General features: G+C 69.2%; 14 protein-coding genes, 1 tRNA gene and 1 pseudogene. 7 read left to right on the forward strand and 9 right to left on the reverse strand.

Annotated elements, in window-relative coordinates; genetic code table 11:
• Window positions 1–4: 4 nt before the first annotated feature.
• The 5 genes and pseudogenes from aroA to FU658_RS06645 form a co-directional block, all read right to left on the reverse strand.
• A pseudogene (aroA, locus tag FU658_RS06625) lies at window positions 5–1,305 on the reverse strand (3-phosphoshikimate 1-carboxyvinyltransferase).
• A complete protein-coding gene (gene hisC / locus FU658_RS06630; RefSeq protein WP_187265970.1) occupies window positions 1,302–2,417 on the reverse strand; it encodes a histidinol-phosphate transaminase in 1,116 nt (371 codons plus the stop codon). The pseudogene aroA and the gene hisC overlap by 4 nt, the downstream one beginning before the upstream one ends.
• Before the next feature lie 2 nt (window positions 2,418–2,419).
• Window positions 2,420–3,511 carry a 3-phosphoserine/phosphohydroxythreonine transaminase gene (gene serC / locus FU658_RS06635; RefSeq protein ID WP_147891356.1) on the reverse strand — a complete coding sequence of 364 codons (1,092 nt, stop codon included), beginning with the start codon at window positions 3,509–3,511 and terminating at the stop codon, window positions 2,420–2,422.
• A 67-nt stretch (window positions 3,512–3,578) separates the two neighbouring features.
• Window positions 3,579–6,332, reverse strand: a complete 2,754-nt coding sequence (locus tag FU658_RS06640) for an EAL domain-containing protein (RefSeq protein ID WP_187265971.1) — start codon at window positions 6,330–6,332, stop codon at window positions 3,579–3,581.
• 154 nt (window positions 6,333–6,486) lie between these two features.
• Window positions 6,487–7,275: an FHA domain-containing protein gene (locus FU658_RS06645; protein ID WP_147891358.1), complete on the reverse strand. Its 789-nt coding sequence runs from the start codon at window positions 7,273–7,275 to the stop codon at window positions 6,487–6,489.
• A gap of 116 nt (window positions 7,276–7,391) precedes the next feature.
• Between FU658_RS06645 and FU658_RS06650 the strand changes: the two genes are divergently transcribed.
• Window positions 7,392–7,667, forward strand: a complete 276-nt coding sequence (locus FU658_RS06650; protein WP_147891359.1) for a polyhydroxyalkanoic acid system family protein — start codon at window positions 7,392–7,394, stop codon at window positions 7,665–7,667.
• Here FU658_RS06650 and FU658_RS06655 read toward each other — a convergent pair.
• Window positions 7,660–8,403, reverse strand: a complete 744-nt coding sequence (locus tag FU658_RS06655) for a DUF8198 family protein (RefSeq protein ID WP_147891360.1) — start codon at window positions 8,401–8,403, stop codon at window positions 7,660–7,662. The two genes, FU658_RS06650 and FU658_RS06655, sit on opposite strands and share 8 nt — an antisense overlap.
• 59 nt (window positions 8,404–8,462) lie before the next feature.
• On the opposite strand from FU658_RS06655, the gene FU658_RS06660 reads away from it, so the two are divergent.
• The 3 genes from FU658_RS06660 (at window position 8,463) to FU658_RS06670 (ending at window position 11,703) form a co-directional block, all read left to right on the forward strand.
• Window positions 8,463–9,695: a patatin-like phospholipase family protein gene (locus FU658_RS06660; protein ID WP_147891361.1), complete on the forward strand. Its 1,233-nt coding sequence runs from the start codon at window positions 8,463–8,465 to the stop codon at window positions 9,693–9,695.
• Between the two features lie 128 nt (window positions 9,696–9,823).
• Window positions 9,824–10,540, forward strand: coding sequence for a phasin family protein (locus FU658_RS06665; protein ID WP_147891362.1), 717 nt, complete (start codon window positions 9,824–9,826; stop codon window positions 10,538–10,540).
• 182 nt (window positions 10,541–10,722) lie between these two features.
• The gene (locus tag FU658_RS06670) at window positions 10,723–11,703 is read left to right on the forward strand and encodes a restriction endonuclease (protein ID WP_147891363.1); all 981 of its coding nucleotides are present in this window, start codon (window positions 10,723–10,725) and stop codon (window positions 11,701–11,703) included.
• A gap of 30 nt (window positions 11,704–11,733) precedes the next feature.
• Here FU658_RS06670 and FU658_RS06675 read toward each other — a convergent pair whose 3' ends face one another.
• The gene (locus FU658_RS06675; protein ID WP_147891364.1) at window positions 11,734–13,722 is read right to left on the reverse strand and encodes an SDR family oxidoreductase; all 1,989 of its coding nucleotides are present in this window, start codon (window positions 13,720–13,722) and stop codon (window positions 11,734–11,736) included.
• Window positions 13,723–13,880: 158 nt separating this feature from the next.
• Here FU658_RS06675 and FU658_RS06680 point away from each other — a divergent pair, with 158 nt between their 5' ends.
• The 3 genes from FU658_RS06680 to FU658_RS06690 all read left to right on the forward strand — a co-directional run bounded on the left by FU658_RS06680 (window position 13,881) and on the right by FU658_RS06690 (window position 15,719).
• Window positions 13,881–14,138, forward strand: a complete 258-nt coding sequence (locus FU658_RS06680; RefSeq protein ID WP_147891365.1) for an acyl-CoA-binding protein — start codon at window positions 13,881–13,883, stop codon at window positions 14,136–14,138.
• Entirely contained in the window at window positions 14,138–14,761 is a 624-nt protein-coding gene (locus FU658_RS06685; RefSeq protein ID WP_147891366.1) for a TetR/AcrR family transcriptional regulator, read from the forward strand. The genes FU658_RS06680 and FU658_RS06685 overlap by 1 nt, the downstream gene beginning before the upstream one ends.
• A 103-nt stretch (window positions 14,762–14,864) precedes the next feature.
• Window positions 14,865–15,719, forward strand: a complete 855-nt coding sequence (locus FU658_RS06690) for a tetratricopeptide repeat protein (RefSeq protein WP_147891367.1) — start codon at window positions 14,865–14,867, stop codon at window positions 15,717–15,719.
• A 78-nt stretch (window positions 15,720–15,797) separates the two neighbouring features.
• Here FU658_RS06690 and FU658_RS06695 read toward each other — a convergent pair.
• Window positions 15,798–15,872: transfer RNA gene (locus FU658_RS06695), tRNA-Val, on the reverse strand.
• A 58-nt stretch (window positions 15,873–15,930) separates the two neighbouring features.
• A complete protein-coding gene (locus FU658_RS06700; protein WP_147891368.1) occupies window positions 15,931–16,437 on the reverse strand; it encodes a hypothetical protein in 507 nt (168 codons plus the stop codon).
• Between the last annotated feature and the right edge of the window lie 162 nt (window positions 16,438–16,599).

The raw sequence follows: 16,599 nt of genomic DNA on the forward strand, positions 1-16,599 counted from the left end.
CAGTCTAGCCGACCAGGCCGAATCCAACCCGCCTGGCCATCGCCTCGAAGCCCGGGAAGGAGGTCGCCACGTTGTCGCAGTCGGCGATCTCCACCGCGTCGCCGGCCAGTTGCGCGGCCACCGCGAAGCTCATCGCGATGCGGTGGTCGCCGCGGCTCTCGATGCGACCGCCGCGCAGGCTGCCGCCATGGACCAGGGCGCCGTCGGCCCGCTCCGAAACCCGGATGCCCAGCCTCCGCAGGCCGTTGCACATCGCCGCGATGCGGTCGGACTCCTTGACCCGCAGCTCCTCGGCGCCGCTGACGCTGGTCACCCCGCTGGCGGCCGCAGCAGCGACGAAGAACGCCGGCAGCTCGTCGATCATGTCCGGCACCAGCGCCGGCGGCAGGTCGATCGCGTGCAGCGCGCGTGGCGCACCACCAGGTCGGCCACCGGCTCGCCGCCCTGCTCGCCGGCGTTCTCGATCATGATGTCCGCGCCCATCAGGCCCAGCGCCTGCAGCAGCCCGGTGCGCCGTGGATTGATCCCCACCCGGCGCAGGCGCAGCTCCGAACCCGGCACGATCGACGCCGCCACCAGGAAGAAGGCCGCCGAGGAGAAGTCGGCCGGCACCTCGACATCGCGGGCATGCAGGCGGAACCCGCCCCCCAGCAGCACGTCGCCGGGCCGGAAATGCACCGGCCAGCCGAACGCCTGCAGCATCCGCTCGGTGTAGTCGCGGGTCGGCTTCAGCTCGCGAACCCGGGTTTCGCCGCGCGCGTAGAGGCCTGCCAACAGGATCGACGATTTCACCTGCGCGCTAACAACAGGCATTGAATAATCAATACCTTCCAAACCATTGCTCGCGTGGATTCTAAGAGGTGGCCGCCCCTCCGGGCCGGCGTCGATGCACGCCCCCATCTGTCGCAGCGGCTCGACCACGCGCGCCATGGGCCGTTGCGACAGCGACGCATCGCCGCTGAGCTGGCTGGGAAAGGGTTGCCCGGCCAGCACGCCGGCCATCAGCCGCATCCCGGTGCCGGCGTTGCCACATTCCAGCGTCGTGGCCGGCGCATGCAGTCCATCCAGCCCCACGCCGTCGACCTGGCGCACGCCGGTGCCCAGCGATTCGATCCGCACGCCCATGCGCGCGAACATCGCCGCGGTCGCCCGCGTGTCCTCGCCTTCCAGGAAACCCTGGATGTGGGAGCGCCCCTCGGCCAGCGCCGCCAGCATGATGGCGCGGTGGGAAATCGATTTGTCGCCGGGAACGCTCAGGTCGCCCTGTACCGCCCGCCCCCGTCCCGCCGTCCATTGCAGGCTCATTGCATCACCGCCGAAAGTACCGAAACCAGGCGCGCATTCTCGCGCGCATCGCCCACGCTGATGCGCAGGCAGTGAGGAAGGCCGTAGCCGAGCATCGGCCGGACCACCACGCCGCGCTCGACCAGTGCCGACTCGACCGGGGCGGCATCGGCGCCGAAATCGACCAGCACGAAGTTCGTCTGCGACGGGGTGACCTTCAGGTCCAGTGCCTGAAGCGACTCGGTCAGGCTGTCGCGCTGGCGCCGGTTGCTGTCGCGGAAGCGGTCCACGTGGGCCTGGTCGCGCAAGGCCGCCTCGGCCGCGGCCAGCGCCAGGGAGTTCACCGCGAAGCTTTCGCGCAGGCGCTCCAGCGGGCCCAGCAGCCCGGCATCGGCCATCGCGTAGCCCACGCGAAGCGCGGCCAGTCCATAGGCCTTCGAGAAGGTCCGCGTCACCACCAGATTGGGGAAGCGACCCAGCAGGCTGCGCGCACTCGGCACGCCGGGCACGGTGACCGTCTCGTGGTAGGCCTCGTCGACCACCACCAGCACGCTCTGGGGCACCTGCTCCAGGAACGCCTCCAGCGCCCGGGTCGGGAACCAGGTGCCGGTCGGGTTGTTCGGGTTGCTCAGGTAAACCAGCCGCGTGGCGTCGTCGACCGCCGCGGCCACGGCGTCCAGGTCGTGGCCGCGCGGCATCTCGGCATCCAGCGGCAGCGCATCCGGGCGTTTCACCTCTGCGCCCGCCGCGATCGCCGCCAGCACATGCACGGCGAAACCATACTGCGGCACCACCACGTTGCCACCCGGCCCGGCATAGGCCTGGGCCAGTTGCATCAGCAATTCATGCGAGCCGTTTCCCGGCAGCACCTGGTCGGGCAGCAGGCCCTCGCGGCGGGCCAGCGCGGCACGCAGGCCGGTCGCCAACGGGTCGGGATAGCGTGCCAGCCCCGCCAGTTGCGCCTGGATGGCCGCGGCCACCAGCGGATTGCTGCCGAAAGGGCTCTCGTTCCCACCCAACTCGACCAGCACCTCGCGCCCGAAACGCTCGCGCAGGGCCACGATGTCGTGGCCCGGGTCGTAGGCTTTCAGGCGGGCGATGCCGGGCTGCACCAGGGCCTCGAAGTCGGTCACGCTCAGCCCTTGCGACGGGCGAAATCGCCCATGAAGTCGGTCAGCGCGGCCACCCCGGCCTCGGGCATCGCGTTGTAGAGCGAGGCGCGCAGGCCACCGATCTCGCGGTGCCCCTTGAGCGCCAGCAGGCCGGCCTCGCGCGACTCTTCCAGGAACGCCGCATTGAGGCCCTCGTCGTGCAGCCAGAACGGCACGTTCATCCACGAGCGCGATGCCGGGTCGACCGGGTTGCGGTAGAAGCCCTCGCTGTCGTCGATGGCGTGGTACAGCCGCTGCGCCTTGCGCTGGTTGATCGCCGCCATGACCTCCAGCCCGCCCATCTCGCGCAACCAGGCGAACACCAGCGCGGCGAGGTAGATCGAGAACGTCGGCGGCGTGTGCAGCAAGGAACCCGCGCGGGCATGCGCCGCCCAGGTCAGCACCCGCGCACGCGGCTGGCCGGCACGCTCCAGCAGGTCGCGACGCACGATGACCAGGGCCAGGCCGGAGGGCCCGATGTTCTTCTGGGCCCCGGCATAGATCACCCCGAAGCGGGCCACGTCCAGCGGACGCGAAAGGATGGTCGAGGAGAAATCACCCACCAGCGGCACCGCGCCACTGTCGGGCACGGCGGGAAACTCCACGCCATGGATCGTCTCGTTGTGGCAGTAGTGCAGGTAGGCCGCATCGGGATCGACCGCTGCGGCGTCGACCTCCGGCGCCCGCAGGTAAAGCCCCGCCGCGTCGGCGGCATCCACCAGCACCCGGGTGCGCACGTGGGGCTCCCCCTCGGCGACCGCCCGCTGGCTCCAGTGGCCACTGACCACGTAGTCCGCACCCTGCCCCGGTGCCGCCAGGTTCATCGGCAGCAGCGCGAACTGTTGCGTCGCGCCGCCCTGCAGGAACAGCACCGCGTAGTCGTCGGGAATGCCCATCAGCGAGCGCAGGTCGGCCTCGGCCTGGGCGACCAGGGCCTCGAAGGCGGCACCGCGGTGGCTGACCTCCATGACCGAGGCCCGTTCCGCGCCCCACTCCAGCAATTCCGCCTGGGCCTGGCGCAGCACCGCCTCCGGCAAGGCGGCCGGTCCGGCACAGAAGTTGAAAGCGCGGCTCATCATGCCTCCCTGCGAATAGGCCGAAGGCTAGCATGAGGCCCGTGCGCGCCAGAAGCGGCAACCGCCATCAGGCCTCCGCGCGGGCGTACTCCAGCAGCAGCGCCTCGAACTCGTGGGCCGGCAATGCCGGCGAGAACAGGTAACCCTGGCCATGGCGGCACCCCGCGGCGAGCAGCAACTGGCGCTGGCCCGGGGTCTCCACCCCCTCGGCGGTCAGCGACAGGCCCAGGTCGGCGGCGAAGCCGGCGATGGTGCGCACGATCGCCCGGTGCCGCGAGTTGGATTCCATGTCGCGCACGAAGCCACGGTCGATCTTGAGTGCATCGAAGGGCGAGGAAGCGAACGACTCCAGCGACGAGTACCCGGTGCCGAAGTCGTCCACCACCAGGCTCACGCCCAGCGCCTTGAGGGCCCCCAGTCGCTCCTGCGCGTGCCCGCGACCCGCACGGAACACCGTCTCGGTCACCTCCAGCCGCAGTGCCTCCGCCGGCAGGCCGTTGCGCTCGAGCACCGATCGCACCTCCTCGACGATCTCCTTGCCCGCCAGCTGGCGCTCGTCGACATTGACGTTCACCCGCAGCGCCGCCAGCACCGGGAAGCGGCCACGCCAGCGGGCCACGTGCGCGCAGGCCTCGCGCAGCACCCAACCGTCGAGCTCGGTGATCATCCCGGTCTCGTCGGCCACCTGGAGGAACTCGTCCGGCAGCAGCAGCCCGCGCGTGGGATGCCGCCAGCGCACCAGCGCCTCGCACGCCACCATGCGCTGGGTCTCCAGCTCCACGATCGGCTGGTAGTGCACCTCGAACTCGCCGCGCTCCAGGGCCCGGCGGAAGTCGGTCTCCAGCTCGAAGCGCGAACGTGCCAGCCGGTGCATCGCCTCGTCGAAGATCGTGTATCCGGACTTTCCGCGGTCCTTGGTGGCGTACATCGCGATGTCCGCGTCGCGCAGCACCTGGTCCGGGGTCGTGTACTCCTCGCGGCCCAGAACGATGCCCACGCTGGCCCCGGAGAACACCTGTTGCGAACCGATGTCGAAGGGCTTCTCGAACACCGCAAGGATCTGCTGCGCCATCTCCACCGCGCGCTCCCGGTTGCAGGGCACCGTCGGAAGCACCGTGAACTCGTCGCCGCCGTAGCGTGCCAGCATCGCCCGCCCCTCCAGCACCTGGGCCAGCTGCCCGGCGATCGCCACCAGCAGCCGGTCCCCGGCCCCGTGGCCGAGGCTGTCGTTGAGCCATTTGAACCCGTCCAGGTCCAGGAACAGCACGGCATAGTCGTGGTGCCCGCTGCGCCTGGCGGCATCGATCATGTCGCCCAGGCGCTGCTGGAACACCGGCCGGTTGGGCAGCGAGGTGAGCGGGTCGTGGGTGGCGTGGAAACGCAGGCGCAACTCCGCCTCGCGGTGCTGGGTGATGTCCCGCACCGTCCCGGTGAGGTGGTCCACGCCGTCGAGCTCGATCGGCCCGATGCTCACCGTCACGTAGACCCGGCGCCCGTCGGAGCGGATGTAGCAGCTCTCGTAGTCGCGATGGATCGGCTCGTTGCGGGCCAGTGCCGCCAGCCGCTGCCGCACCACCGGCACCAGTTCCGGCGCCACCAGCTGCTCGAAGCGCATCGAATACAGCGTCTCCTCGTCATAACCCAGCAGGTCGAGCATGGCCTGGTTGGCGTAGACGTAGCGGTCGCCGCGCGAGATGAACACGCCCACCTGGCTGTGCTCGACCAGGGTCCGGTAGCGCGCCTCGGACCGCTTCAGGGCCTGCTCGATCTGGCGTTGCCGGGTGACGTCGCGGATCACCCCGGTCGAGGCGATGTCGCCGCGGTAGTGCACCGCGCTGGCCACCACCTCGCACAGGATGCGCACGCCGTCGGCGCGCACCAGGTTGATCTCGTAGCGTTGCGCGTCCATCGAGCCCGACTCGCGCTGCGCCCGCCGCTGCAGTTGCGCCTCGCGGTCGCTCGGCGCCACCAGCGCCATGTATTCCGACCCGGTCAGCGCCTCCAGGGTCATGCCCAGGATGTCGGCCATGCTCTGGTTGGCGAACACCACCACGCCGCGCTGGATCAGGAACACGCCGTCGTGGCTGCTTTCCACCAGCACCTTGTACAGCGCCTGGGACTGCTGCAGTGCTTCTTCGGCCAGCACCTGCGCGGTGACGTCGACCACCGTGCCCTCGAAGAACAGGATGTTGCCCTTGCCGTCGCGCACCGCGCGCGCGTTCTCGCTGATCCAGATCGCCTGGCCGTCGGCACGTCGCACCTGGATGCGCTCGGCCTTGATCCGCTCGCCGGCCATCAGCCGCCGGTGCAGCGATTCGCGGTGTTCCGGGTCCATGATCAGGTGTCCGGAGGAACGCCCCAGCTCGCGCAGCATCCGTTCCGGCGAGGGGTAGCCGAAGATCCGAGCCATGGCCGGATTGACGTCGATGAAGCCGGCACCGGGCAGCGAGCGGTAGATGCCCTCGGCCGCGGCGAGGTAGAGCGCGCGATAGCTCTCGTTGCCGTTGTCGCCCAGGGGTTGCGTGCCGGCCGGGCGGACGTTCTGCACGATGCAGAAGACGACCGTCTGGCCCTCGTGTTCCATCAGCTCCGCGCTGAGCTCCCCGTCGACCTCGCTGCCGTCGATGTGGCGCATGCGCACCTGCAGGTTGGAGACCTTGCTGTCGGCGCGCAGCTGCGCCCATATCGACGCCCGCACCTGCATGTCGGCCCACAGACCGATCTCGGCCGGCAACTTGCCGACCACCTCGTCCGCCCGGTAGCCCAGATGCGTCTCGAAGGCATGGTTCACCTCGAGGACCGCGCCGTCCTGGGCACGCATCAAAGTCACCAGGGAGTCAGAGAAACGAAAGCACTCAGCGAGTGGCATTTCACCTCTATTGCACGGCGCCGAAGCGTGGAACCCGTGCGCCCTGTGGTGCAGCGAGTATGCAGACCCCCGGGGGCGCCCGCAATCGGGGCCCGCGGCCCGGCTCTCAGCCGCGCCCGGGGCCGTACAGCAAAAGGGCGGTGATGATGGCCGCCAGCGTCATCGCCGCGGCGATCAGCCACCACACGGTGCTCGCCGTGTCGGCCCGCGCAGGCTGCTCGATCTCCACGTCGGGCAGGTCGCCGGCGTCGCCGGCCTTGGCGTGGTGCACCGCCAGGCCGGGGGCTTCCAGCACGAAACGCTGCTGTTCCACCACGATCTGGTCGCCGTGCTCGAGCACCGCATCGCGGCAGGGAAGACCATTCACCTCGACCGCATCGCCACCGGTCACCCGAAGCAGCACCCGGGCACCTTCAAGGACCACCTCCACGCGCGCATCCGACAGCGCCGGATCGTCCAGCTGGATGTCCGCCCCCGCACCCGCGCCCAGCACCAGGCGCTCGCTCAGGCTGAAGCTGCGCCCCGAGGTGGCCCCCGACACGCCACGCAGCACCACGCGCACGCCGGCCATCGCCAGCGGTGCCTGGGCGTCGGCTACGGGCCGGTTCGCCTCGCGGGCCAGGCACACCTGGGCTTGCAGATGCCCCAGGCACAGCAGGTCGCCGGGGCGCAGCATGGCCAGCGCATGTACCGGACGTGCATTGACGTGCACTGCGCCGCTGCCCTCGTTCACGCGCAGCCACAGGCCCTTGGGGTCGCGCTTCAGGCGCACGTGCGTCTCGGCCAGGCCCGCCCCTTTCACGCACACTCGGTTGGCGTCGCCCGAGCCGATGCCGAGCTCGCCCTCGGGCAGCTCGATGGCGGGGTGTTCGCCGTTCGGGAATGTCAGTCGCATGCGTCCTCCTGGCCGGGCAATCTAGCACGCGCGGGCACGGGCGCAGCCAGGCCGGGCCGCACTTTGCACCCGGCGCCGCGAAACCGCAGAATCGCCCGATCAACACGGAGGGTTCCATGTCCACGATCGATATCAAGCATCCGCATTCGCGCCCGGACGACGAGGCGCGGGCCGCCGTCGAGCGGGTGGCGGAGAAGATCCAGGAGAAGTTCCAGATCGACTACGCCTGGGAAGGCGACCACCTGCACTTCCAGCGCTCCGGCGTGGATGGGAACATCCTGCTGGAGCCGGGCCAGATCCACGTCACCGCCAAGCTCGGCTTCCTGCTGGCGATGATGCGCGGACCGATCGAGGAAGAGATCCGCAAGTACCTGGCGCGCGAATTCAGTTGATCGCGCCCGGCACACCCGCCAGGTCGAACGGATCCGGGGTGCCGGCGAACAGGCGCCGTGAAACGGCCCGTTCCCCGGTCTCGATGCGACGCAGGAATTCTCCGGCGCCGTCGAGCTGGCGGAACGCCTCGAACCCACGCTCCAGGAACGCCTGCAGTTCCATCACGCCCGCCGCACGCGCCGGCATCCGCGACATCCTCAGCAGCCGGGCCACGCCCATCGTGTGCACCGCGCGGTCCAGCGTGTGGCCCACCTCCAGCACCAGGTCGATCTGGTGGTTGCGCAGCCGCGGACATCCGGCCGCGCGGTAGGCGCGCGCGTAGCTCGCCGCGTCCAGCGCATCCGGTGCCACGCCGTCATCGTGGAGCGCCTGGGCCATCTTCAGGTCGAAGGCATGGCTCAGCGTGGCCAGCTCGATCGCCTGGGCCAGCGCCTCCAGCAGCGACAGCGGCAGCAGCCGCGACAGCAGCGGCGCTATGCGGGCCACGTCGCGGTCGCGCGCACTGAAGTCGCGGTCGGCGTAGAGGTCGCTCAGGAAGAACTCCGCGGCCGGCCGCATGCGCGGATCGGCCAGCAGGTCGCGAAAGCCCAGCGCGAGGCGCTGGTGCTGGAAGCGCCGCAGCGCACCCAGTTCCGGCAGCAGGTTGCGCGGCTCGCGCACCGGGTCGTGCGCTTCGTGCTGCCAGCGCAGCCGTCGTTCCAGGCCGCGCCGCAGCCGTTGTTTGTCCACTGACATCGCCACCTCGGTTCCGGGGCTACAATCGCAGCCTGCCCGTCGGAATCCTCGCATCCGCCATGCTTCTGTTCCAGCCTGCCAGTGTCTCGCGCCCGCGCCGCCGGAAGTCCGAATCCACCCGCGTGGGCCTGGCCATCGCCGGGGGTGGCCCGATCGGCGGCATGTACGAAATGGGCGCCCTGCGCGCGCTGGACGAGGCCATCGACGGCCTCGACCTCAACCGCCTCGACGTCTACGTCGGGGTGAGTTCCGGTGCCTTCCTGGCCGCGGCGCTGGCCAACCGCATCTCCACCGCGCAGATGTGCCGCATCTTCATCACCGGCGACGACCCGGAACTGCACTTCCGGCCGGAAAGCTTCCTGCGGCCGGCCGTGGGCGAATACGCACGCCGCGCGGCCACGCTGCCGCAGCGCGTGGTCACGCTGTGGCGCGACTGGCTGCTGCGCCCCAGCGAGGCCAGCTTCTCCGACCTCATCGACCACGTCAGCGGCATGGTGCCCACCGGCCTGTTCGACAACTCCGCCATCGAAGCCTTCATGCGCCGCGCCTTCACCATGCACGGGCGCACCAACGACTTCCGCGAACTCGATCGCAAGCTCTACGTGGTCGGGGTCGACATCGACACCGGCGAAGCGGTGCGCTTCGGTGCCGCAGGCTGGGACGACGTGCCGATCTCCAAGGCCATCCAGGCGTCCTCCGCCCTGCCCGGCCTGTACCCGCCGGTCGACATCCGCGGCCGCCACTTCGTCGACGGCGCGCTGCGCCGCACCATGCACGCCTCCGTCGCGCTCGACCACGGCATCGACCTGTTGCTGGGCGTCAATCCGCTGGTGCCGTTCGACTCCAGCCGCTCGATCCACCCCGAACGGCTGGACAAGCTGGCCAAGGGCGGCCTGCCGATGGTGCTCTCGCAGACCTTCCGCACGCTGCTGCAGTCGCGCGTCGAAGTCGGCCTGGCGAAGTACGCGCAGACCTATCCCGAAGTCGACCAGCTGGTGTTCGAGCCCAACCCCGAAGAGGGCGAAATGTTCTTCACCTCCATCTTCGGCTACGGCAGCCGCGCCCGCGTCTGCGACTACGCCTACCGCTCGACGCTGGCCGACCTGGCCGCACGACGCGACACGCTGGGCCCGATGCTGGCCGCCAAGGGCATGCAGCTGCGCGGGGAACTGCTCGACGATCCGCAGCGCTCGATCTTCGACGGCCTGCCCCCGGTGCTCGGCGGCACCGACGCCACCGCACGGCTGCGTCGCGCGCTCGACGACGTCCAGGAACTGGTGCGCCGCTCCTGAGCCGCCCCCGAGCCGCCCGGGGCGCCCGCACCGGCGTTGCAATACTGGTATGAATGCTCTAGACACCGCCCGCACACTGTGTCTCGTAGCAGGCAGTGCCTGATCCTTCCATCCAGCGAGGTAACCCCATGGCCAAGCTCAAGTCGTCCACCCGCACCAAGCGCGCTTCCGGCTCCACCACGAAGAAGTCCAGTGCGAAGAAGTCCAGCGCCCAGGCACCGGGCCTGCAGAAGCGCGCCGAGCAGATGCAGCGTTCGATCGTGGATTCCGCCCAGCAGATCTGGCTGGCCGGCGTCGGTGCGTTCTCCCGCGCCCAGGAAGAAGGCACCAAGATGTTCGAGACGCTGGTCAAGGAAGGCGTCACGATCGAGAAGTCCACGCGCAAGTACGCCGGCGCCCGCGCCGAGGCCGTGCGTGATGTCGTCGAGGACCGCGTGGGCCACGTGCGTGGCCGCGCCACCGACACCTGGGACCGCCTCGAGAAGGTGTTCGAGCAGCGCGTGCAGCGGGCCCTGAACCGCCTGGGCGTGCCGGGCCGCGACGAGCTGGCCGACCTCAACCGCCAGGTCGAGTCGCTCAACGCCGAACTGCGCCGGGTCAATGCCGGCGGCAAGGGCACCGCCGCGAAGAAGCCGGTCGCCAAGGGCCCCAGCGCCACCAAGGCCGCCAAGAAGACGCCGGCAGCGAAGAAGGCCAAGGCCGGCAAGTCGCCGGCGAAGAAGGCACCGGCAAAGAAGGCCCCCGCGAAGAAGGCGCCTGCCAGGAAGGCCCCCTCGAAGAGCGCGCTGCCCAAGGTCGCCAAGCCGCAGGCTCCCGGCGCGCAGGATTCCGGCACGTCGTCCTGACGTCCACGCTCAAGGCCCGCTGGCCACCAGGAAGTTCAACGAGTTCCCTCCCCTTGTAGACTTCCGGCCAGCGGGCCTTTCCCCGTCCCAGGGCGCATCGGCGATGTGCCCTGGAGGCTTGTCCTCGAGCGCGTGAAGATTGCGTTTATCCCGATAGGCTCCTTCCACATGGAAATCTATCGATGCTCGGACTCCATCCCGTTGTCATCGCCGCGTTCGTGGCCGCCACCGCCGTGGGCCTGTCCGCCGCCTATCTCCTGACCCACGCCCGCCGCAAGGCCCGCGAACGCGCCGGCATCGAGGCGCTTGCGCAGGTGAAGTGGCGCGATTTCGCCCACCTGGTCCTCGAGGCGATGCGCCGCGACGGCTACGTCGAGGAGGACCTGGAACGGCAGCCGGGCGACAGCGGCTTCGACTTCGTGCTCGCACGCGAGGGCGAGCGCGTGCTGCTGTCGTGCAAGCACGGACGCACCTTCCGCCTGGGCGAGGCCGTCGTGCGCGACTTCGCCACCGCCGTGCGCATGCACGGCGTCAGCGGCGGCATCATCGCCACGCTCGGCACCATCGAGGGCTTCGCCCGGGAAGTGGCCGAGGCCAACCAGATCGACGTGATCGACGGCGCCCAGCTGTGGCAGCGCGTCGCCCCGCTGATGCCCGAGCCCGTCACCGAACACATCCAGCACCACACCCAGGCCGAGGCGAAGCGCCGGCTGGGCATCGCCACCGCCGCCAGCCTGACCCTGGGTGCCGTCGTCTTCCTGGCACTGGCCGGCGTGCAGGATCGCCGCCCCACCGCGACCGAAATCGCCACGCGCAGCGCGCTGCCGGTTCCTGCAGCCACCGCCCCGCGCCCGGCCCCGCTCAGCCAGGTCAATGGCCGCACCGACCCGCTGGAACTCGACGACCAGGCGCTGAACCATCGACGCCTTACTGCCGCCCGCAGCCTGGCCAGCATGCCGGCGTTGATTCATGCGGACTGGTCGACGCGCTCCACGCTGGTGCTCAGCCTGGCCGAGCACGACACCCGCAACGAAGTCATCGACCCGCTGGTCGATGAAGCCTGCCGCATGCTGGTGCAGTACGAAGAGCTGCGCTACACGCGCTTGCAACTCGAGCCCGCACCCGGAAGGGATTCCCCGGTGCGCTGGCGCCAGTGCCGCTGACGCCGGCTCCGCCGCGCCAGCCCCCCCGCCCTACCAGTGCACGCCGCGCATCACCGCGGCGAACGCGATCTGCTCGCTGGTCGGCTTGTCGCCCTCGCGCGCTCCCTTCATGCCCTTGGCCGCGGCTGAATCCGGGAACAGCTCGAAGGCGGTGTTCATCACCACCTCGTAGGCCTTCGGGGCCAGCGCATGCACCAGCGAGGCGAAGATGCCCAGTCGCGTCGCGATGCGCGTGGGCCGCTCGATGATGCCCTTCACCACCAGGCCTGCCGCTTCCTCCGGGGTCAGGGTCGGCACGCTTTCGTACATCTTCGTCGGCGCGATCATCGGTGTGGCCACCAGCGGCATGTTGATCGTGGTGAACGCGATGCCCTTGCCCGACAGCTCGCCCTGGGCGCAGCGGCTGAACGCGTCGAGCGCCGCCTTCGACGCCACGTAGGCGGAGAAGCGCGGGGAACTGGCCAGCACGCCGATCGAGCTGATGTTGATGATGTGCCCGCGCCGCTGCTCGGTCATGTGCGGCAGGAAGCCCATGATCAGGCGCAGCGCGCCGAAGTAGTTGAGCTGCATCGTGCGCTCGAAATCGTGGAAGCGGTCGTAGCTCAGCTCGATCGAGCGCCGGATCGAGCGCCCGGCATTGTTCACCAGCACGTCGACGCCGCCGTGGTTCTTCACCACCGTGTGCACCAGCGAATCGCACGACGCCATGTCGGCCAGGTCGGCGGTGTAGGCGTGCACGTCGCCACCGGCCGCCTTGAGCTCGTCGCGGGTCTTGAACAGCTCCTCCTCGCCCCGCGCCACGATGACCGTCACCGCGCCGGCGGCCGCCACCTTCTCGGCGGTGGCACGGCCGATGCCCGACGAGCCGCCGGTGATCAGCACCACCTTGCCCTCGATGCGCCCGCGCAGGGAACGATCGACGAACAGGTCGGGGTCGAGGTTGCGTTCCCAGTAGTCCCACAGGCGCCAGGCATAGGTGTCCAGGCGCGGCACCTCGATGCCGCTGCCCTTGAGCGCGCGCTCGGCGTCGCGCGAGTCGAAGCGGGTCGGGTAGCTCACGAACGACAGCGCCTGGCGCGGGATGCGGAAGTCGCGCAGGAACATCCCCAGCATCCGCTTCACCGGCGGCAAGGCGCCCACCGCCCCCTTCACCGTGGGCGGCACGAAGGCGAACATGCGCGCATCCAGCCGCAGCGTCATCTCCGGCGCATGGCCGGCGTGGCAGAAGGTGTTGAGGATCTCGCCGATGCGCATCGGCTCGGGATCGACCAGGTGGAAGCACTGGCCGTCCAGCCCGCGCTTGTGCGCGATGTGGTCTATCGCATCGGCGACGAAGTCCACCGGCACCATGTTGATGCGCCCACCCTCGATGCCCAGCATCGGCATCCACTGCGGCATCGCCTGGCGCATGCGCTTGATCAGCGTGAAGAAGTAGTACGGCCCATCGATCTTGTCGATCTCGCCGGTCTTCGAGTGCCCCACCACGATGCCCGGCCGGTAGATGCGGAACGGCACCGGGCATTCCTTGCGCACCAGCCCCTCGGAATCGTGCTTGGTGCGCAGGTAGGGGTCGTCCAGGCCCTCGGCCTCCTCGAACATGTCCTCGCGGAACACGCCCGGGTACAGGCCCGCCGCGGCGATGGAACTGGTGTGGTGGAAGCACTTGACCTTGATCGCGGCGGCCAGCTCCATCGCGTGGCGCGTGCCCTCCACGTTCGCCACCCGCTGGCTTTCCGCATCGGCCTTGAGGTCGTAGATCGCGGCGAGGTGGAAGAAGTGGTCGACCTTCCCGGTCAGCGCCTTGAGCGCCGCCCCGACCACGCCCAGCCGCGGCTTGGCCAGGTCGCCATACACCACCTTGATGCGGCGCATGTCCCAGCCCATTCGCGCGCCGATCTCATCGAGCTTCTTCTTCGAGCCCCGCCGCACCAGAACATGCACCGTGCCCTTGCGCTGCAACAGGCGATCGACCAGGAATCGGCCGATGAAGCCGCTGGCACCCGTGACGAAATAGTTCATGCGCCCTCCCCCGAGGTTTGCAGGACCGTCCCATTCGACGGCGTATGCACCGAGCATAGCCAGCCCGGGGCCCGATGCCTAGCGAGCGCGGGCCGATCCGCGTTGATTCCTCCATACCTCCGTGCTATCAACTGCCGCACATCCGGGGGGAAGCGCACATGTCCGATCTCAACACCGAATTCGAAGCCGCCAAGGCGCGGGTGAAGCAGCTCGACGAGCGGCCCGACAACGACACGCTGCTCAAGCTCTACGCGCTGTACAAGCAGGGTTCGGAAGGCGATGTCCATGGCGAGAAGCCGGGCTTCTTCGACTTCGTCGGCACCGCCAAATACGAAGCCTGGTCGAAGCTCTCGGGCATGGACCGCGACGAGGCGAAGCGCCAGTACATCGCGCTGGTCGACAAGCTTTCCGGCTGATGGCGCGCGACACGCGCCAGCGCATCCTCGACTGCTCGCTGGCGATGTTCAACGCCCAGGGCGAGCCGAACGTCACCACCAACCACATCGCCGACGAGCTCGAGATCAGCCCCGGCAACCTGTACTACCACTACCGCAACAAGGACGACATCATCGAGCACCTCTTCGCCGCCTACGAAGAGCGCATCGATGCGACGCTGGTGGTGCCCGAGGGGCGCGAGCCCGACCTGGAGGACATCTGGCTGCAGCTGCACCACGTCTTCGAGTGCATCTGGGACTACCGCTTCCTCTACCGCGACCTCATCGACATCCTCAGCCGCAACCGCCGGCTGCGCCTGCGCTTCGCCCGCATCCTCAAGCGCGGGGCCGAGAACGCGACGGCGATCATGCGTGGGCTGGTGCGCACCGGCACGATGCGCGCCTCGGCCGCCGAGATCGACGCCACCGCCACCAACATCCTGCTCATCGCCACGTTCTGGCTCAACTACGCGGCCGCCCGCGGCGACAAGGACGAACACGCCGCCATCCGCGACGGCATCGTGCAGGTGATGATGCTGGTGGCCCCGTTCCTGCGCGACGCCGAGCGCGTCCACCTCAACACGCTGATCGTCGCCTACGAGTGAGCCCCGCCGTCCCTGGCCGCGCCTTGGCCTCGCCCTGGCGCCTCGGGCTTGCCCTTTGAACACGCCTCTCGCATGCTGGCCGTGGACCACGGGAGGCAACGCGATGGCGCGCAAGAATGCGGCATGGGCCGGCTTCGAGCCGGCGGGCAAGGGCTACGATTTCAGTGGCGCGAAGCTGGCCAAGGCCTGGCCGAAGCTGCACGCAGGGGACGCCGAGCCGTTTCCCGATGCCAAGCGCACCCAGGCGCTGCTGAAGTCCATCAAGAACCCGCCCAAGGGCCACGACCCGCAGACCCTCTCCGACGCGCTGGTCGACGCCTGGCGCGCCTTCCACCAGGGCGACTTCAAGGCCGCCTACGAGCAGGGCAAGGCGCTGGGCGTGGCCGGGGCATCGGTGGCGTGCAAGGCGCTGGCCATCCACGCCGACCACCTGGTCGATGACGCCGACGAACAGCTGGCCCGCTTCGAGGAAGCCGCCCGGCTGGCCGAGGATGCGATCGCCGCCCTGCCCGGCGAGGCCAACAGCCACTACCGCCACGCCCATGCGCTGGGCCGCTACTCCCAGGGCATCAGCATCGCCAAGGCGCTGAAGATGGGCCTGGCCGGGAAGGTGCGCGACAGCCTCGAGCGAACCCTGGAGCTGGCGCCCAAGCACGCCGAGGCGCACACCGCCATGGCGGTCTACCACGCCGAGATCATCGACAAGGTCGGCTCGATGATCGGCGGGCTGACCTATGGCGCCAAGGCCGCCGAGGCCGAGAAGCACATCAAGCAGGCGCTGAAGCTGACCCCCGAGGCCCCGATCGTGCACGCCGAACACGCCAACGTGCTGCTGCTGCTCAAGGGCCGCAAGGGCGAGGACGCCGCGGCGGATGCCTTCGAGCACGCCGCCGGCCTGACGCCGCGCGACGCAATGGAGGAACTCGACGCCTCCTTTGCCGCCGCACAGATCGAGTAGGTCGCGCCTGCAGGCGCAGCCGCAGCCCAACCCCGGAAAACACAAAGGCCACCCCGGGGGGTGGCCTTTGATCGCAACTGGTGGGCGGTACAAGGATCGAACTTGTGACACCTGCCGTGTGAAGGCAGTGCTCTACCGCTGAGCTAACCGCCCGTAGCGAGCCGCGTATGTTAGGTACAAGCACCCAACCCGTCAAGACATCCGGACGGAATCAGCGGCTCTGCTCGATCGCACCCTGGTACCACAGCTGCGCGTCCTGCGTGTCGGACTCGCGGCGGCGGCGACGCTCGGCCACCGTGAAGCAGCTGGTCTGGCGCATGCGGGTGCCCACCGTCTGCTCACGCGTGCACACCAGGCGGCTGTCCGCGGCCACGCCGGTCAGCATCGTGTTGATCTTTTCCTGCTCGTTGAACACGCGGATGCGCTGCTCCTCGCTCATCGCGTCGATCGAGCCGGCCGACTCCAGCCAGGTGCCGATGCGGTCGAGCGATTCCATCACCTCGCGCTTCTGCATCGCGTTGATCTCCGCGTAGGTGTCGCCGGACTCGATCTCGTTGACCAGCTGGTGGCGACGCTCGGCAAAGACCTCGGCAGTCACTGCGGCACGGTCCGAACCCAGGTTCAGGTGCTCGTTGCCGCCGGACTGCAGCTTGGCGGAAGCCAGCGGGGAAAATGCCAGGGCCATGGCGATGGCGGCGGCAGAAATGATCTCTTTCATGCAATTAGCCCTTTTTCGACGATATTGAAGTTCAGTGCGTTCACCATATCCAATTTTCACCGCGGTTTCACAACTGACAAAAGTCACGGTCCATGTGCATGTCAAAACCGGCGGTCCCCGGACGCCCAGGCAGGCCTCCGGGGAGGATCAGACCACGTCAAA

Origin of the sequence: Alkalisalibacterium limincola (assembly GCF_008017755.1) — a bacterium.
GTDB lineage: Bacteria > Pseudomonadota > Gammaproteobacteria > Xanthomonadales > Xanthomonadaceae > Alkalisalibacterium > Alkalisalibacterium limincola.